Source organism: Paracoccus sediminis (assembly GCF_900188295.1).
Taxonomy (GTDB): Bacteria; Pseudomonadota; Alphaproteobacteria; order Rhodobacterales; family Rhodobacteraceae; genus Paracoccus; species Paracoccus sediminis.
In genome coordinates, this window is record NZ_FZNM01000001.1 from 243452 (window position 1) to 260032 (window position 16581).

The following is a 16581-nucleotide window of genomic DNA, read 5'->3' on the forward strand; positions in this document are numbered from 1 at the left end:
TCGATTTCCTCATGTTGCCGGGTTGGGGTTTGTCGCCAGATCGGCAACGAGTTGCCCCCAGGCTTGCCGCTCGGGGGTGATGATCGGCGCGGGATGCCCGCACTCGATCCGGGTTTTTTTCGTGTGGCAGGAAGGGCAGCGGCTGGCGCAATTCGCCGGGTCAAAGGCCAATTCGGGATGCGTCCGCACGGGCTTTTCATGGTCGATTTCCAGCCGCCCGCGCCGGGTGCCGCAGTCCACGCAAGCCCATCCGTCCCGTTCCAGCACGATATGGCGCAGAACCTGCCAGCGTTTGGTGGAGGTCACGCGCTTTGAATGCCGGTGCCAGTCGCGCATCATGCCCATGCAACCCTCGCTTTTCGCAGGGGTGCCGCCTTGCGCCGCTGGCCCTCGGCAACTGCCAGGATGGAGGCTGCGATTGCGTCAATGCGGCCCAGGCTTCGCGCCTTGGTCAGCTTGGCGTTCATGGCGTCATCGACCACGACAAGCGCGTCAGCCGCCGCAGAGCGCAGCAGCAGGGACGCCGTAACCTGCACTTCACCGTCAAAGACAGCCTTGCGGAAGCCTTCCACGTCCTGCCCGCCATCGCGGAAGCCTTGCCCCCGAAAGACGACAGGAACGCGGATGCCTGCCGCTGTCAGAGCGTCCAGCAGTTCGGCTTGGCGGTATCGGTCACAGACAAGCGCCCGCACGTCTGCGCCCTGAACCAGATCGTCCCAGACTTGCCGCAGCCAAGGCCCGACTTGCACAGTGCTTTCGCCGGTCGTCAGCAGTTCGCCACGCTCGGCCATCGTGACATAGCGGTCCTTCACGCCGTCAGCTTCGCCACGATCCGCAAGGCCGGGTTTCTGGGGGAATGCCCCCTGAACCTCCAGACGGCCTGTTAGCGGCCAATACAGCGCCACGGCGGACATGCTGCGGCTGCCGCCAAGGTCCAGGCCAATGATGCAATCGCCGTCGCGCGCCGGAAGGTCTGTCACCTCGCAAGCCTGCCATTCGTCAGCCGTCACAAGCTGCGCCTTGCCCACGTCCGAGACGCGTTGATTAAGCGAGTAGAGCCGGAAGCCGGTCAGAGCCTGCCCGCCCCGCTGGATCGCCACACGGGCTTGATCTTGCAGCCATTGCAGGGACGGGCCGATGCCATGTTCCGCGCCGGGGTTCGCAGCCTTGATGCCGTCCAGGTCGTCGGCAGGCTGGCCCAGAGGTGCGCGGCATTCGATGATGAAGGAATGAGGCGGGGGATTGTCCAGCATCTGCGAAAACGGGTGTGTGTCGTCGCTTGCAGAAGTCGAGATAACGATAGTCTTGGCCCGCCGCTTGCCTGCCGAAGTCTCTAGCGCCGCGTGAAGCTGCATCCCCTTGTCGGGGTGCCAGTGTCCAAATTCATCCTCGATGATGAGCGTCGGAGACAGGCCCAGAAGGTTCTTGGCATCCGCAGCCACAGCCCGGATCATGCCGCCGCCGTTGCCGTCATAGCTGATTTCCAGCCGGGGTGCCTGCCGAAAGGTGAACAGCGCCTGTTCTTCCTCGGGCAGTTGCAGAACGATGGCCTGCACATATTCCCAGGCAATCCGCGCCTGTTCCTTCACACGGGCCGCGATAATCACCTGCCGCCTTGGCTGATCGTCAGACACGCCCATCAGGTGCGCCAGGGCCAGAGCCGCAGACAGCATCGACTTGCCTTGCCCCCGGCCAACGGAAAGCATCGCCGTCATTGTGTCCGGTGCCAGAACGCCCCGAATGAAGTCCTCTTGAAAGGGTGCCAGGCTGAAATTCTGCCCGTGCAACGGCCCCTCGGGGATCCGCAGGGACCGGATGAAGTCCAGCGTTTTGGCCGCTGGATCGTCAGAACGCGCGCGAAGAACAGTCCGCCGCCGGTCCTTAGGCTTTGCGGAAGTCCGGGCATTGGGACCAGATGCAGCCTGCCCCTTGCGCCCCTTCGCCTTGGTCGCTGCCGCCGTCACACCGCCACCCTGCGATAGCGGGCTGCGATGCGGGACGCTGCTAGTGATAGCCCCTGCGCGGCCTCGGCATCGCCGCGCACGTCATAAGTCCGTAGCGTCTGATCCATGATCGCCAGTTGCAGGTCAGCCGGGATGCTGTCTGCCGTATCCCCAAAGCCCGCCTCATAGACCACGACAGCAGCGCCGCGCATATCATCGGGCAGGTGCAGCACGGGATAGCGCCCGCCGGTCAGGCCAGTGACCAGAGGCAGCCCGTCCACCGTCACTGTTGCATCGGACAGGGCAGGACCGCAGGGCAGGGGGATAGCCTCGCCCTCAGCTTCAACTGTTACAGTGATCAACTGCCGCAGCAGGGCCAGTTCCGAATGCGCCTCAATCTCACGGGCAGCGGCGCGGGCCATCATCGCAAGCGCCGCGTCGTCGTGGGTGCCGTCAACGCGGACATGGTTCTTCACCGCGTTCAGGTCGAACGGGTCAGCCGTGGCGATTGGGGTGCGAGTGTAACGCATGATCTGCTTGTCCTCGGTTTGTTCTAGTGTAGTCTAGTTGCGAATGGTTCGCAACTGTGCGAGAGGCAATAGCCGGTCCCCGCTACTGTCCCCCCGACATGCAGAGGACAGACATTCGGCTTCCTCGATCCGTATCCACGCGATGCCCGATGACGGGGGCCAGCCGCTGTCCCGCAGGCTTTGATCCTGCCCCGGTGGGATGCCTCCCTGTCCGGTCCCCGGTCAGCTTCCTTGCCGCATTGGCTTGGTCCCATGCCGGTGGGTTAAGTGTCGCGTTTCTGGCAGGGCCTAGAATGTGCCGGTGTCCTGCCGGGTTGGGGTAGTCCCCGGATCGTCATTCCCCGCTGATTTCGCTCGGCGGTCAGAAGCTAGGGCGGATGGTGGAATATGCCCGGCTCATGGTCCGGTCTGCTTCGATGGATTGAAGCCCCCGCGCCGCGCCCGTGACGCGGGGGCAGGGGTTTGTCAGTCCTCGATCAGCGGGAAGTCGTCAGTGCCGTCGAAGTCGCCACGGTCCCGATAGACCTCGTTCACCATGCGCATCATCAGCGCATGTTGCTTGGGGCTAGGCTTCCAGTTCCTGCGCTTGGACTGCTTGGCGATGGACAAGGCGAAGCCCCTTGCCCATTCGTCCTTTGCCGCCTTGCAAACGGTCGGCCAGGACCACATCAGTTCGTCAACCGATGGCAGGGTTTGCGTGTTCATGCCGCTGCCCTCCGATTGATATGTTCGAGGAAGGCAATCTGATCGCGCCCGCTCATGGCCTCATAGCAGGCCAGGGCATAGGCTTTCAGTTCGGCGCGGCTGGCCCAGGCTGCCCAATCTCGGGCTGATGCCATGATGCCCATAAAAGGGGGCAGGGGATCGCCGGGCCGCATGGCCTCGATGAACCGTTCCATCAGCGGGATGCGGTCGCGCGGGTCGCAGGCCAGAACGGCCTCCATCAAGGATCTTGCCGCCGACTCGCGTTGAATGTTAAGATCAACCCATTCCAGCCAGGAATGCAGATCAGCCCCGGATGCGCCCGCCAGCGCGCCGGGGTTTTCGTTTGTGTCGATTTCAAGGCTGGAAAGGCCGTTATCACGTTCACCGCCCGTTCGCGGTTTGTCTTGATAACGATTTTCAGGGAAGCGGTTGATTTGGCGGGAAACCAGCGGGGCTTTGCAATCCGCTGCGTAACCTCTCCGCCAACCCGCCGCCGGTAAGGTCCGCATGGCATAAAGGATCGGCCAACCGCTTGCAAGACGGGAACGTGCGGCGTTGCCCGCGCCCTGGAATCGTGCGAATAAGCCATAGAACAGCTTGCAGAGGTTCCCCGAAATGAGCGATTTCGCCGCGCGGCGCACCATGATGGTGGACACCCAGGTGCGCCCGAACGACGTCACCAAATTCCCCGTGATCGAGGCCATGCTGGCCGTCCCGATGGAGGATTTCGTGCCCCCGTCGCGCCGCGCGGTGGCCTATTCGGGCGAAAACCTCGACTTGGGTGGCGGCCGTGTCCTGCTGGAACCTCGGACCTTGGGAAAGATGATCGACATGCTGGATCTGCAACCCGACGATCTGGTTCTGGATCTGGGTTGCGGTTATGGCTATTCGTCGGCGGTCCTGGCGCGTCTGGTCCAGGCCGTGGTCGCCTTGGAAAGCGACGCCGACATGGCGGCCGAGGCCGAGCGCCGGCTCGGCGAGGGGGGCGTCTTCAATGTTGCCGTTCTGAACGGACCTCTGGTTCAGGGTGCGCCCGAACAGGGACCGTATGATGCCATCCTCATTGGCGGCGGGGTCGAGGATGTGCCGCAGGCCATCCTGGACCAGTTGAAGGACGGGGGGCGGATCGCCGCGCTGTTTCTGGAAGGCGTCCTGGGCATCGTCAGGATCGGCCATCGCATCAATGGGCGCGTCAACTGGCGCTATGGCTTCAACGCCCAGGCCCCGCTGCTTGCGGGATTTGCGCGCGAACGGGGATTCGCCCTATGACCAGCTTGCGCCGTTTTGCGGGTGTCGCCGCCCTTGCGCTGACCGTGTTCGGAGGCGGGGCTGCGGCGGCCGAGTCGCTGGCCGACACGATGGTCGCGGCCTATCGCCATTCCGCGCTGATCGAACAGAACCGCGCCGTTCTGCGGGCCGCCGACGAAGACGTGGCGGCCGCCATCGCCCAGTTGCGCCCGGTGGTGGATTGGGTGGCCAGCCACAACGTCAGCCGCAGCGAAGGGCTTGCCGGATACACCACGGCGCGCTCGACCTCGTTGCAGATCGGCGCGCAGATGACGCTGTATGACTGGGGCCGGGGGCAGCTTGCCATCGACGGCGCCAAGGAACAGGTGCTTGCCACGCGACAGGGTCTGGTGGCCGTTGAACAGGACATCCTGCTGGCGGCGACGGTGGCGTTTTTCGGCATCAAGCAGGCGACCGAGCGTGTCGCCTTGCAGCAGAATTCGGTCGAGGTTCTGTCCCGCGAACGCCAGGCGGCCCAGGACCGTTTCGACGTGGGCGAGATCACCGTGACCGACGTGGCGCTGGCCGATGCCTCGCTTGCGGCAACGCAGGCGGCGCTTGCCTCGGCCCAGGGGGATCTGGAGATCGCGCGCGAAGGGTATCGTGCGGCGACCGGCCGTTTTCCGACCGGCCTGAACCCGCCGCCGCCGCTGCCCCGTCTGCCCGCCTCGGTCGACGAGGCGCGGGCCATCGGGCAGCGCAACCACCCGCTGATCGCGCAGGCACAGCGCCAGGCGGCGGCGGCCGAACTGGGCGTCGCGGCGGCGGCGGCCGAACGCAATCCGACCCTGACCGGCAATCTTGGGGTCGGCGTGACGCGCAGCCCGCAAACCCAGCTTGGCGGCGATTACGAAAACCGCAACAGCGCGTCGGTCGGGTTGGAGTTGAGCCAGACCCTGTATTCCGGCGGACGTCTGCCCGCCGCGCATCGCCGTGCCATGGCACAGCGCGACCAGGCCCGTTCCGCATTGCTGAACGTGTCCCGCCAGATCAGCCAGCAGGTCGGCGAATCCTGGGCCAACATCGACGTGGCGCGCGCCCAGATCGGCGCCATTGACGAACAGATCTCGGCCGCCCAACAGGCCTATGACGGCGTGCGCGAGGAGGCGTCGCTGGGCGCGCGGACCACGCTGGACGTGCTGGACGCGGAACAGTCGCTGCTGGAGGCGCGGGCCGACAAGATCACGGCGGAAGCCAACCTGCAATTAGCACATTATCAACTTCTGGCTGCTATGGGTCGTCTTACGGTAGAACACCTGAACCTGGGGATTCCGACCTATGACCCTTCGCAATACTACAACGCCGTGCGTGACGCGCCTTATACCAGCAAACAGGGCGAAAGCCTTGATCGCGTGCTTCGCGCCCTCGGACGCGACTGATGCCCTGAACGACGGGGGCATCCATGGCTGATCCCCGCCTTTCCCAGAATGCCGCGCGCCTTTCGGAAGAAATCGGCGACGTGCTGTCCGCCATTCGCCGGATGATCGCCGACGATGAGGCGCTAGCGGCGGCCCATGCTCCTGCCCCCTCGGACGGCGCCGGACTGGTTCAGGACGACGCGGGGGAATTCCTGGCCCGCCGCTATGGCGGCAACGCCGCCCTGGCGCGGCGGATGGTCGAATCGGCGGGCCGCCCGGCGCTGAACGTCGTTCCCGCCGCGGCCGTATCATCCCTGCGGCCCGACGCGGAACAGCCGATGGCCAAGCCGGAGGCGCCGAAACCCTCGGGCTGGCGCGCCGGAACGCACCCTGCGGCAAGCGGATCCCGCATGACGACGGACCTGAAACCGGCGGCCGTCCCGACAAAATCCGGCGCAGCGATTGCGGATATTGCCGACGATGGCGACGATTTCGCCGAGGCGTTCGACTGGAAAGCCCGAATGCGCCCCGAATCGGACATGCCGATCGTCGCGGCAGAAGCCAAATCTGCCGAACAACGCCAGTCCGGCTGGGTGCTGCCGCCCAAGCCCGTTCGGATCGATCAGGTTGCCCAGCTGGCCGCCGAGGCCGAGGCGTTCGACGCGGACGCGCAGGCCCAGGCGATGATCGGCGGCACCGACCATGGCATTCGCGACCTGGTGCGCCGGATGGTGCGAGAGGAACTGAACGGAGAGTTGGGGCAGAAGTTTTCGGCCAACCTGCGCGCGGTCATCCGCCGCGAGGTTGCGGCCGCGATCGATGCGCAGATGGACCGATTCTGACCTTGCATCGGGCAGCGCCGGGAACGCGCGCTGCCCGCAACCGCCGTCAGGCGCGCGCGCCCTGCAATGTCTTGGCCCACCACGTCAATTCATCCAGCATCGACTTCAGCGATCCTTCCAGATTGCCCTCGATCTCGGACATCGGGGCATTGGCGCCCAGCGGGGAAACCTTGAAGAAATCGCCTGCCGCGATATGGACCGCGTTGCGCAGCGGCACCATCTGAAGCTCGATCCCGATCAGCCGCAGGTGTTCCAGCGCGCGGGCGCCGCCCAGGCTGCCATAGGCCAGGGCGCCGAACGGTTTGCGATTCCATTCCTTGTAGGCCTGGTCCAGCGCGTTTTTGAGCGCCCCGGTGATCGAACGGTTGTATTCCGCGACCACAAAGACAAAGCCGTCAAAGCCCGCCAGCTTTTCCTGCCAGGCCACGGCATCAGGATCGCTGGACGGCATCCACAGGTTGGACGCGGGTTCGTTGAAAAAGGGCAGGTTCTGGTCGCGCAGGTCGATCAGTTCGAACTCCAGCTCGGGGTGGTCCTTGACCTTGTCCATCAGCCAGCCCGTCGGCTTGTCGGCAAAGCGGGTGTCGCGGGTGGAGCTGATGATGACGCCGATGCGGGGTTTGGTCATGTCGGATTGTCCTTTCAGAATGACTGCGCCAACCCTAACGCCGTTCGCACGACTTGGATCAGCGGTTTTTCATGGCGCGACCGCACAGGCATACCCGTGTTTTCGCACAACGGTCTTGCCTGACCCGCCTCGCGATGGTCTACCGATCCCATGAAAAAGTCCGACAACCCCGCCGACCCGTTCAAGAAGGCCCTGTCCGAGGCGACGCGCGCCCTGGCCGACGATCGCGACCTGAACGTGACCTTCAGCGCCGATCCGTCGGGCGTGGCGGGCGATACGATGCGGCTTCCGCAGGTCAGCCGCCGCATGGGCCGGGACGAGGTGTTGCAGGCCCGCGGGACCGCGGACGCGCTGGCGATGCGGATGCGCCACCACGATGCGGCGACCCATGCCCGCTTTGCCCCCGCCGGTCCCATGGCGCGCGAGCTTTATGAAGCCATGGAAACCGCACGCTGCGAGGCGCTTGGTGCACGCGACATGCCGGGCGCCTTGTCCAACATCGACGCCCGCATCGGCGCGGATGCGGACAAGAAGGGCTATGGCCAGATCAAGGCGCCCGCCGACGCGCCCCTGGCGGTCGCCGCCGGATACATCGTGCGGGAGGCGGCGACGGGCCGCGCGCTGCCCGGCGGCGCGCAGCATGTGGCCGACCTGTGGCGTCCCTTCGTGGAACAGCAGGCGGGCGGGTCGCTGTCCCATGTCAACGATGTGCTGGCGGATCAGGCGGCGTTTTCGCGCCTGTCGCGGCAAGTCATCAGCGATCTGGGCTATGGCGATCAGTTGGGCGACGATCCCGACCAGCCCGAGGAGGACGACGCCGACGAAAACGCCGAACAGGACGAGGAAGCGGGCGATAACCAGTCGCGCGACCAGGACGACAGCGAGGATACGGACGCATCGGCCGAACGGTCGCAGGATCAGCAGCAGGACGAACGGCAGGCCCAGGTCAGCATGGACGACCAGTCCGACGAGGAACTGACCGACGAGGCCGAGATGCCGGAATCGGAGACCCCGCCGGACCTGCCGCCCCCGGTCAGCGAGGCGAGCGCCGATTACGCGGTCTTTGCCCAGACCTGGGACGAGGAAATCCGCGCCGAGGATCTGGCCGATCCGGCCGAACTGGAACGGCTGCGCGCCTATCTGGACAAGCAGTTGGAACCCCTGCGCGGCGCGGTGTCGCGGCTGGCCAACAAGTTGCAGCGTCGCCTTCAGGCCCAGCAGAACCGCAGCTGGGAATTCGACAAGGAGGAAGGCGTTCTGGATGCGGGCCGTCTGGCGCGCGTGGTGGCGAACCCGACGACGCCCCTGTCCTTCAAGGTCGAGAAGGACACCGAATTCCGCGACACGGTGGTCACGCTGCTGATCGACAATTCGGGATCGATGCGCGGCAGGCCCATCAGCATCGCGGCGATCTGCGCGGACGTCTTGGCCCGCACCCTGGAACGGTGCAGCGTCAAGGTGGAGATCCTGGGTTTCACCACCCGCGCCTGGAAAGGCGGGCAGGCGCGCGAAGCCTGGTTGCAGGCGGGACGGCCCGCTCAGCCGGGGCGTCTGAACGACCTGCGCCACATCATCTATAAACCCGCCGATGTGCCCTGGCGACGGGTGCGGCCCAACCTCGGGCTGATGATGAAGGAAGGCTTGCTCAAGGAAAACATCGACGGCGAGGCGCTGGAATGGGCGCACAAGCGTCTGGTGCGGCGGACCGAGGCGCGCAAGATCCTGATGGTGATTTCCGACGGGGCGCCGGTGGACGATTCGACCCTGTCGGTCAATCCGGCGAATTACCTTGAAAAGCACCTGCGCGACGTGATCGCCATGGTAGAGAAAAAGCGCATGGTCGAACTGCTGGCCATCGGCATCGGCCATGACGTGACGCGGTATTACGAACGCGCGGTGACGATCACCGATGCCGACCAGCTTGCCGGTGCGATCACCGAACAGCTGGCCGCGTTGTTCGACGCCGATCCGCGCAAGCGCGCGCGGGCCTTGGGGATGGTGGCGCGCCGGGTGTGATTCCCGCGTTCCGCGGTCGCTTCTTCCCCACCCCCCGAGGATATTTCAGGGAACAAGATCAGGCAGGACGGCACGCAGCTTGCCGACGCTGCCGGGTTGCCAGCCAAGCGTGCGCAGCCGGTCGCATCGCTGGATGCGCAGCGGTGTCGGATCGGCGCGGACGGGCAGGGGATGGGGGCAGCCGGTCAAGGCCCGCACCTCGGCCAGCAGGTCGTGGCGATCCAGGATCAGGTCGCCGCAATTGACCTGTGCGGGCGGATTTGGATCGGCCAGCAGCAGCAGGATCGCGGCGGCAAGATCGTCGCCGTGAACCTCGGTCGCGACGCGGGGCGGGATGGGGCGGCCCGCCAGATAATCGCCGAACAGGCCGCGCCATTTGCCGGCAACTCCGTAAACGCCGGTTGCGCGGATTGCCGTGCCCTTGACGGGAAGGCTTGCAAGATGGGTTTCGGCCTCGGCCTTGACCCGGCCGTACAGGTTGGCGGGCCGGGCGGGCAGGTCGTCGGGCAGCACCATTCCGGGGGGATGACCATCATGGACGGCGCGCGACGACAGAAAGACGACCCGGCCGACGCCGTCCCGGACAGCCGCGTCGAACAGGCGGCGGGTGCCGTCGCCGTTCAGGCGCAGGAAGGTTTGGGGGTCGTCGCCCTCGCCCCCGCGATAACGACCGGGCGCATGGGCAAAGGCGCAATGGACCAGGGCCTCATGGCCCCCCAGGTCAGGAGCATCGCCCAAGTGAAATCCGGTGCTGCGGTCCAGACGCGTGACCTGATGCCCGGCCATTTGCGCCGCGCGCAGCACGAAGCCGCCGACGATGCCCGAGGCGCCGGTCAGGGCGATGCGCATCAGGCGGCCGGACGGGCCTGCGCGGCAAGGTCGGGGACCGGCTGGCCTTCGGCGATGGCACGCCACAGATCGATCAGCGGGCGCAGCGCGTGAACCTTGTCGTGATCCTGCCACGGCTTTTCGTATTGGAAATGCAGGATGCGGATGTCTTCCCAGCTCCACAATTCGGGCATGTTGATCCAGACGTATTGCAGCATGTTGTGATGGATCGACAGCCCGTGCCAGTCGGGGAAATAGTCTTGCAGGAACGTCTGGTCGGTGCGCCGCCAGAACACGCCCGGCCGGTCCAGATGCGCCATCATCGTGTTGAAGGTGCGGATGTCGGGCCGCGCCGTGAAGACGCCCGAATTCATGCGGTGAAACCCGTCCAGCCCGTCATACACATTCGGCGCGGCGCAGAATTCCGGCAGGTCGAACAGCTTTTCCACCGATCGCAGCACCACCGCATCGGCGTCGATGAACACGCAGCGTTCGTAATCCAGTTGCCACAGCCGCAGCTTGACGAAATTGTCCAGGGGCGTGTGGAAATCGGGCTTGCCGCCCTGGGTGAAGGCCGCGCGCTTGTGCAACGCGTCGCGGGCATGGGTGCGGTCGAACTGATGGGACGTGGGCAGAAGATCCGCAGCGATCAGCCGGGCACCGTGGACGCGCAGCCGCGCCAGATGGGCGGGCAGCAGCCCGCGATGCATCACCACCAGGTCGGCGCGCGTGCCGGTCAGACGCAACGACCGCAGCAGCGCCTCGGCCCCCGGCAGGTAATCGGGGTTCGTCACCAGCGTCACATAGGCGCGATCGGACCGTGCTGATGTTTCGGCCCGCAGGCCGTCGGGCAGGGGGGTGGCGCCGCCATGCGGTGCGGTCGGGTACAGCGGCGAAATCCGGGTCGTGTCCATCGGGTATCCTGGGGCAGGCGAAACAAGTCTGGCAGCGGTTCGGCGCGACGATATGGCGTTTTTGTGAACCGTTAATGACAGAACGCACGGGGCTTTGCCAAGGTTCAACGACAGGCTAACCTGCCTGCGACAGCCAAGGAAACGATCATGAGCCTGCCAGACCCGCTTTGCGACCGCCTGCGTGGCATCCTGGGAACACGTTTGTCCCAAACGGCGGCGGACCGCGATCACCATGCGCAGTCGGAAAGCTTTCACCGATCGCCCCCGCCCGACGCCGTGGCCTGGCCAGAGACGCCCGAGGAGGTGGCGGCGATCCTGGCGGCCTGCAACGACGCACGCGTGCCGGTGGTGGCCTGGGGAACCGGAACCTCGCTGGAGGGACACGCGCTGCCGGTGCGCGGGGGGCTTTCGCTGGATCTGTCGCGGATGGACGAGGTGGTCGGGATTCGGCCCGAGGACAGGCAGGCCAGCGTCCAGCCCGGCGTCACGCGCGAGGCGCTGAACCGCGAGCTGCGCGCGACGGGGCTGTTCTTTCCGGTCGATCCCGGCGCCAATGCGTCCCTGGGCGGGATGGCCGCGACACGGGCCAGCGGCACGACGGCGGTGCGGTATGGGACGATGCGCGACAATGTGCTGGGCTTGCAGGTGGTGCTGGCCGACGGGCGCATCATCCGCACCGGCACGCGGGCGGCGAAATCCAGCGCGGGTTACGATCTGACCGGGCTTTTCGTGGGGTCCGAGGGCACCTTGGGCGTCATCACCGAACTGACCCTGCGCCTGCATGGCCAGCCCGAGGAGGTGGCGGCCGCCCTCTGCGCCTTTGAGACGCTGGATCAGGCCGTCGAATGCGTGGGCGCCACGATGCAGTCGGGCATACCCATGGCCCGGATCGAATTCGTCGATGCGGCGTCCGCGCGGGCCTTCAACCGCCATTCGGGCAGCGCCTTGCGGGAACAGCCGCACCTGATGATCGAATTCCACGGCAGTCCGGGTGCCGTTCAAGAGGACGCGGCCCGGTTCGGCGACATCGCCGCCGAATTTGGCGCCCAGGATTTCGACTGGGCCACCACCGCAGAGGATCGCGCCCGGCTGTGGCGGATGCGTCACGGCGCCTATCATGCCTGTCTGGCGCTGCGTCCCGGCGCGTCCGGGCTTGTCACCGATGTCTGCGTGCCGATGTCGCATCTGCCGGCCGCCGTCGCGGCCGCCACGGCGGACATTGCGGCCGAGGGGCTGATCGGCCCGATCCTGGGCCATGTCGGCGACGGCAATTTCCATTCGCTGCTGCTGGTCGATCCGGCCAATGCCGACGAAATCGCGGCGGCCAAGCGCGTCGCCACCCGCATGGCCGAACGCGCGCTGGCGGTGGGCGGCACGATCACCGGCGAACATGGCATCGGCATCGGCAAGCGCGGGCTGATGCGCGCGCAGCACGGCGACGGCTGGCAGGTGATGGGACAGGTCAAGGCCGCTCTGGATCCCCATGATATCCTCAACCCCGGAAAGCTGGTACCGGACAGGAACTAGGCCCTGTCTCCCGCCGTTGCCTTGCCAAGTTCTACGGAGAAAGCCCATGTCCCATAACGACAACAACGCAGAGCGTTCCGCCAGCCGCCACAGGCCTGCCCTGATCGCCATTGCCGTCGCCCTGCTCGTGGCGCTGATCGCCTTTCTGGTCTTCATGCCGGGAACGGACGAACAGAACGAAGGCATCGCCACAACGCCGCCCCCCGCCGACACGCCGATCACCGATGCCGAGGGGCTTGAAGAAGGCCAGCCCACCGCCGTCGCGCCCGAAGGCCAGCCCGCGCCGGGCGATGCGGTGGAAGGTCAGGCCGCCCCTGCCAACAACTGACCTCGCAGGTCCGCGCATCTTGCCACCCCGGCCCGACAAGGCCGGGGTCGTTCCTGCCGGTTTGACGCACTCGTGACCGTCACATCCGGATGACTTTTCCTCACGCCCTTGCGATAAGCGGTCCAAAGGGCGCGCCAAGGCGCCCGCGGCAGGATCAAAGGGGCAGGATGCGGATTTTCGGCAAATTTCTGATGGGGCTGATGCTGGTGCTGGCGGTTGCCTGTTCACGCACCCCCGAACGCGGCGGGTATCGCCCGGCACCCGGTCCGGGCGCCAACCCGCAGTTGGGCGATTCGGCACCGCATTCCTGGGACGGCCGCGGCCCTTATGGCCAGCAGGTCCATGGGATCGACGTGTCCCGCTGGCAAGGCGACATCGACTGGGACCGGGTGCGGGGGGCAGGGATCAGTTTTGCCTTCATCAAGGCGACCGAGGGCGCCGATCACTACGACCCCAGCTTCCAGCGATACTGGAGAGAAACCGCGGCGGCGCGCATTCCCCGCGGCGCGTATCATTACTTCTATTTCTGCCGCTCGGGGGCCGAGCAAGCGGCATGGTTCATCCGCCAGGTGCCGCGCGAAATCGGGTCGCTGCCGCCAGTGATCGACCTGGAATGGACCAACTCCCAGACCTGTCCCTATCGCCCCCCCGCGCAGGACATAAAGCGTCAGGCCTCGATCTTCATGGACATCGTCGGGCGGTATTACGGTCAGCGGCCGATCATCTATACCACCGTCGATTTCTATCGCGACAACCGGCTGGGCGACATGCAGGCCGAATTCTGGCTGCGGTCGGTGGCGAACCATCCCAGCGTGCCCTATCCGGGGCAGCGGTGGGCGTTCTGGCAATATACCGGCACCGGCATCGTTCCGGGCATTCGGGGCGATACCGACCTGAACGCCTTTGCCGGAACCCGCGCGGATTGGGTCCGATGGTTGCAGGCCCGACTGACGCGGTAAGGCCACGGTTCTGGCTGGGCGTCGAATTCACGGCGCTGTATGGCGCGGCCCCCTTGGCCATGGCGCTGTTCATGCCGGGCCACCTGCTGTTCGCGGCACTGGCCGTGTTTTCCCTGATCGGTCTGCTGCTCTTGTGGCGGACCGGCGGTTTCGGCTGGCGGTCGCTGGTGCGCGGCTGGCGCCGGACCCCGGTGGCCGAGGTCGCGGGCATCGTCCTGGCCGTCCTGATCGCCGGTGTCGCCATCCTGTGGATTGCCCATCCCCAGCGGTTGTTCGACATGCCCCGCAACCGGCCCGAAATGCTGGCGGTGATCTGGGTCTTTTACCCGTTCCTGTCGGCGCTGCCGCAAGAGCTGGTCTTTCGCCCGCTGTTCTTTCACCGCTATGGCGCGCTGCTGCCCGCGGGGCAGGGGGCGATCGCCTTGAACGCGGCGGTCTTTTCCTTTGCGCATCTGATGTACTGGTCCTGGATCGTGGCGGCGATGACCTTCGTCGGCGGCTGGATCTTTGCCCGCGCCTATCTGCGCCACGGCTTTCCGGCGGCCTGGATCCTGCACGCAGTGGCGGGCAACGTGCTGTTCGCCGTCGGCATGGGCGCTTATTTCTGGACCGGCAACGTGGTGCGCCCGTTCTGACCGGTTGACTTCCCAGCCCCGCCACGCTTGATGCAGGGCGGATTATTCGGGGAACGACCATGCACGCCTATCGCAGCCATACCTGCGGCGATCTGACCGCCGCCCATGCGGGCGAAACCGTCCGCCTGTCGGGCTGGGTCCACCGGGTCCGCGACCATGGCGGCGTGCTGTTCGTGGACCTGCGCGACCATTACGGCATGACGCAGGTGCTGGCCGACAGCGACAGCCCTGCCTTCGCCGCCATGGACAGGCTGCGCGCGGAAACCGTGGTGCGCATCGACGGCCGGGTCAAACTGCGCGATGCGTCGCTGGTCAACGCCAAGCTGCCCACGGGCGAGATCGAGGTCTATGCCACCGATCTGGAGGTTCTGGGACCGGCGGACGAACTGCCCCTGCCGGTCTTCGGCGACCAGGAATACCCCGAGGAAACGCGGCTGGCCTATCGCTTCCTCGACCTGCGCCGGGAAAGCCTGCACGACAACATCATGCTGCGGAGCAAGGTGATCCGGTCGATCCGCAACCGCATGTGGGATGGGGGCTTCACCGAATTCCAGACCCCGATCATCACCGCGTCGTCCCCCGAAGGCGCGCGCGATTTCCTGGTGCCGTCGCGCCTGCATCCGGGCAAGTTCTATGCCCTGCCGCAGGCGCCCCAGCAGTTCAAGCAGCTCATCATGGTGGCGGGCTTCGACAAGTATTTCCAGATCGCGCCGTGTTTCCGCGACGAGGATCCGCGCGCCGACCGCAGCCCGACCGATTTTTACCAGCTGGACCTGGAGATGTCCTTTGTCGAGCAGGAGGATGTCTTCGCGGCGATCCAGCCGGTGATCCAGGGGGTGTTCGAGGAATTCGGCAAGGGCCGCCCGGTCGATGCCGACTGGCCGCGCATCCCCTATGCCGAGGCGCTGCTGAAATACGGCAGCGACAAGCCCGACCTGCGCAACCCCATCGAGATGCAGGTGGTCAGCGAGCATTTCCGCGGCTCGGGCTTCGGCATCTTCGCCAAGCTACTGGAGCAGGAAGGGACCGAGGTTAGGGCGATCCCCGCGCCGGGCGGCGGGTCACGCAAGTTCGCGGATCGGATGAACGCCTTCGCGCAGCGCGAAGGATTGCCGGGGATGGGCTATATCTTCTGGCGTAAACGCGGTGACTTAGGTGAAGAGAAGCAGCATGAAGTTTCAACTCAACTGAAAGAATTTTTCGAAGCCAAGATTGCCCAGCAGCAGGGCGATGACACGCTTTGGTCTGAGTATGTCAATAACTACGCTACTACCGACTTCTTAGATCAGCCTGCACTCGAGCAGGCGATTAGATCATGCGTTCAGTCGGGTGATGATGTCAGGCTTAATCTCTTGCGTGGTGCATATCTATCCGGACATGAGGCAGCAGGCCCAATTGCAAAGGCTCTTGGCCCGGAAAAAACAGAGGCGATCCGCCAGCAGCTTGGCCTGGGCGAGGGCGATGCCGTCTTCTTCCTGGGCGGCAAGCCCGAGCAGTTCGAGGCCGTCGCGGGCCGCGCCCGCAACGAGATCGGGCGCGAACTTGGCCTCACGCAGGAAAACCAGTTCAAGTTCGCCTGGATCGTCGATTTCCCGATGTATGAGAAAACCGACGACGGCCGGATCGACTTCAGCCATAACCCGTTTTCCATGCCGCAGGGCGGGCTGGATGCGCTGAACGGCGATCCCTTGCAGGTGAAGGGCTACCAGTACGACCTCGCCTGCAACGGTTATGAACTGATTTCCGGCGCCATCCGCAACCACAAGCCCGAGATCATGTTCAAGGCCTTCGAACTGGCGGGCTATCCGGCCAGCGAGGTCGAAAAACGGTTCGGCGGCATGGTCAAGGCCTTCCGCTATGGCGCGCCGCCGCACGGGGGTTGCGCCGCCGGCATCGACCGGATCGTGATGCTGCTGGCCGACGAGGCGAACATCCGCCAGGTCATCATGTTCCCGATGAACCAGCGGGCCGAGGATCTGATGATGGGCGCGCCCAGCGAGCCCACCAACGACCAGTTGCGCGACCTGCGCCTGCGGCCCCTGCCGAAGGAATGATCGATCCGCTCCAGCCCCCGGCGCAGG

Annotated in this window: 17 protein-coding genes; 9 read left to right on the forward strand and 8 right to left on the reverse strand. The window is 65.7% G+C overall.

The features are described 5' to 3' along the window. Nucleotides 1-9: 9 nt before the first annotated feature. The 5 genes from CHB77_RS01360 to CHB77_RS17940 all read right to left on the reverse strand — a co-directional run bounded on the left by CHB77_RS01360 (nt 10) and on the right by CHB77_RS17940 (nt 3834). Nucleotides 10-345, reverse strand: coding sequence for an HNH endonuclease (locus CHB77_RS01360; RefSeq protein ID WP_089386379.1), 336 nt, complete (start codon nt 343-345; stop codon nt 10-12). Further along, nucleotides 336-1964 carry a terminase large subunit domain-containing protein gene (locus tag CHB77_RS01365; RefSeq protein ID WP_278185002.1) on the reverse strand — a complete coding sequence of 543 codons (1629 nt, stop codon included), beginning with the start codon at nt 1962-1964 and terminating at the stop codon, nt 336-338. Before CHB77_RS01365 ends, CHB77_RS01360 begins: the two co-directional genes overlap by 10 nt. Next, nucleotides 1961-2473 (reverse strand): head-tail connector protein, encoded by a 513-nt coding sequence (locus tag CHB77_RS01370; protein ID WP_089386380.1) that lies wholly within the window; start codon nt 2471-2473, stop codon nt 1961-1963. Before CHB77_RS01370 ends, CHB77_RS01365 begins: the two co-directional genes overlap by 4 nt. Before the next feature lie 465 nt (nt 2474-2938). Then, the gene (locus tag CHB77_RS01375) at nt 2939-3178 is read right to left on the reverse strand and encodes a hypothetical protein (RefSeq protein WP_089386381.1); all 240 of its coding nucleotides are present in this window, start codon (nt 3176-3178) and stop codon (nt 2939-2941) included. Further along, complete coding sequence (locus CHB77_RS17940; RefSeq protein WP_131023288.1) at nt 3175-3834, reverse strand: hypothetical protein; 660 nt, start codon at nt 3832-3834, stop codon at nt 3175-3177. The genes CHB77_RS01375 and CHB77_RS17940 overlap by 4 nt, the downstream gene beginning before the upstream one ends. Between CHB77_RS17940 and CHB77_RS01385 the strand changes: the two genes are divergently transcribed. The 3 genes from CHB77_RS01385 to CHB77_RS01395 are packed head-to-tail and all read left to right on the forward strand — an operon-like array spanning nt 3794 to nt 6665. After that, nucleotides 3794-4447 carry a protein-L-isoaspartate O-methyltransferase family protein gene (locus CHB77_RS01385; protein WP_089386383.1) on the forward strand — a complete coding sequence of 218 codons (654 nt, stop codon included), beginning with the start codon at nt 3794-3796 and terminating at the stop codon, nt 4445-4447. The genes CHB77_RS17940 and CHB77_RS01385 overlap by 41 nt on opposite strands. After that, the gene (locus CHB77_RS01390; RefSeq protein WP_089386384.1) at nt 4444-5844 is read left to right on the forward strand and encodes a TolC family outer membrane protein; all 1401 of its coding nucleotides are present in this window, start codon (nt 4444-4446) and stop codon (nt 5842-5844) included. Before CHB77_RS01385 ends, CHB77_RS01390 begins: the two co-directional genes overlap by 4 nt. 23 nt (nt 5845-5867) lie before the next feature. Continuing rightward, a complete protein-coding gene (locus CHB77_RS01395; protein ID WP_089386385.1) occupies nt 5868-6665 on the forward strand; it encodes a hypothetical protein in 798 nt (265 codons plus the stop codon). Between the two features lie 46 nt (nt 6666-6711). Here the strand turns inward: CHB77_RS01395 and CHB77_RS01400 are convergent, their stop codons facing one another. Next, entirely contained in the window at nt 6712-7293 is a 582-nt protein-coding gene (locus CHB77_RS01400) for an NADPH-dependent FMN reductase (protein ID WP_089386386.1), read from the reverse strand. Between the two features lie 150 nt (nt 7294-7443). Here CHB77_RS01400 and cobT point away from each other — a divergent pair, with 150 nt between their 5' ends. Next, nucleotides 7444-9309 carry a cobaltochelatase subunit CobT gene (gene cobT, locus CHB77_RS01405; protein WP_089386387.1) on the forward strand — a complete coding sequence of 622 codons (1866 nt, stop codon included), beginning with the start codon at nt 7444-7446 and terminating at the stop codon, nt 9307-9309. 45 nt (nt 9310-9354) lie between these two features. On the opposite strand, the gene CHB77_RS01410 is transcribed toward cobT, so the two are convergent. After that, complete coding sequence (locus CHB77_RS01410) at nt 9355-10158, reverse strand: NAD-dependent epimerase/dehydratase family protein (RefSeq protein WP_089386388.1); 804 nt, start codon at nt 10156-10158, stop codon at nt 9355-9357. Then, the gene (locus CHB77_RS01415; RefSeq protein WP_131023287.1) at nt 10158-11051 is read right to left on the reverse strand and encodes a glycosyltransferase; all 894 of its coding nucleotides are present in this window, start codon (nt 11049-11051) and stop codon (nt 10158-10160) included. The genes CHB77_RS01410 and CHB77_RS01415 overlap by 1 nt, the downstream gene beginning before the upstream one ends. Before the next feature lie 147 nt (nt 11052-11198). Between CHB77_RS01415 and CHB77_RS01420 the strand changes: the two genes are divergently transcribed. The 5 genes from CHB77_RS01420 (at nt 11199) to aspS (ending at nt 16554) form a co-directional block, all read left to right on the forward strand. Continuing rightward, nucleotides 11199-12578, forward strand: a complete 1380-nt coding sequence (locus CHB77_RS01420) for an FAD-binding oxidoreductase (protein ID WP_089386389.1) — start codon at nt 11199-11201, stop codon at nt 12576-12578. A gap of 46 nt (nt 12579-12624) precedes the next feature. Next, nucleotides 12625-12906 (forward strand): hypothetical protein, encoded by a 282-nt coding sequence (locus tag CHB77_RS01425; protein ID WP_089386390.1) that lies wholly within the window; start codon nt 12625-12627, stop codon nt 12904-12906. 167 nt (nt 12907-13073) lie between these two features. Further along, nucleotides 13074-13865 (forward strand): glycoside hydrolase family 25 protein, encoded by a 792-nt coding sequence (locus tag CHB77_RS01430; RefSeq protein ID WP_089386391.1) that lies wholly within the window; start codon nt 13074-13076, stop codon nt 13863-13865. Further along, on the forward strand, nt 13838-14500 hold the full coding sequence (locus CHB77_RS01435) for a type II CAAX prenyl endopeptidase Rce1 family protein (protein WP_089386392.1): 663 nt from the start codon (nt 13838-13840) through the stop codon (nt 14498-14500). Before CHB77_RS01430 ends, CHB77_RS01435 begins: the two co-directional genes overlap by 28 nt. Before the next feature lie 59 nt (nt 14501-14559). Further along, entirely contained in the window at nt 14560-16554 is a 1995-nt protein-coding gene (gene aspS, locus CHB77_RS01440) for an aspartate--tRNA ligase (protein WP_089386393.1), read from the forward strand. The last annotated feature ends 27 nt before the right edge of the window (nt 16555-16581 follow it).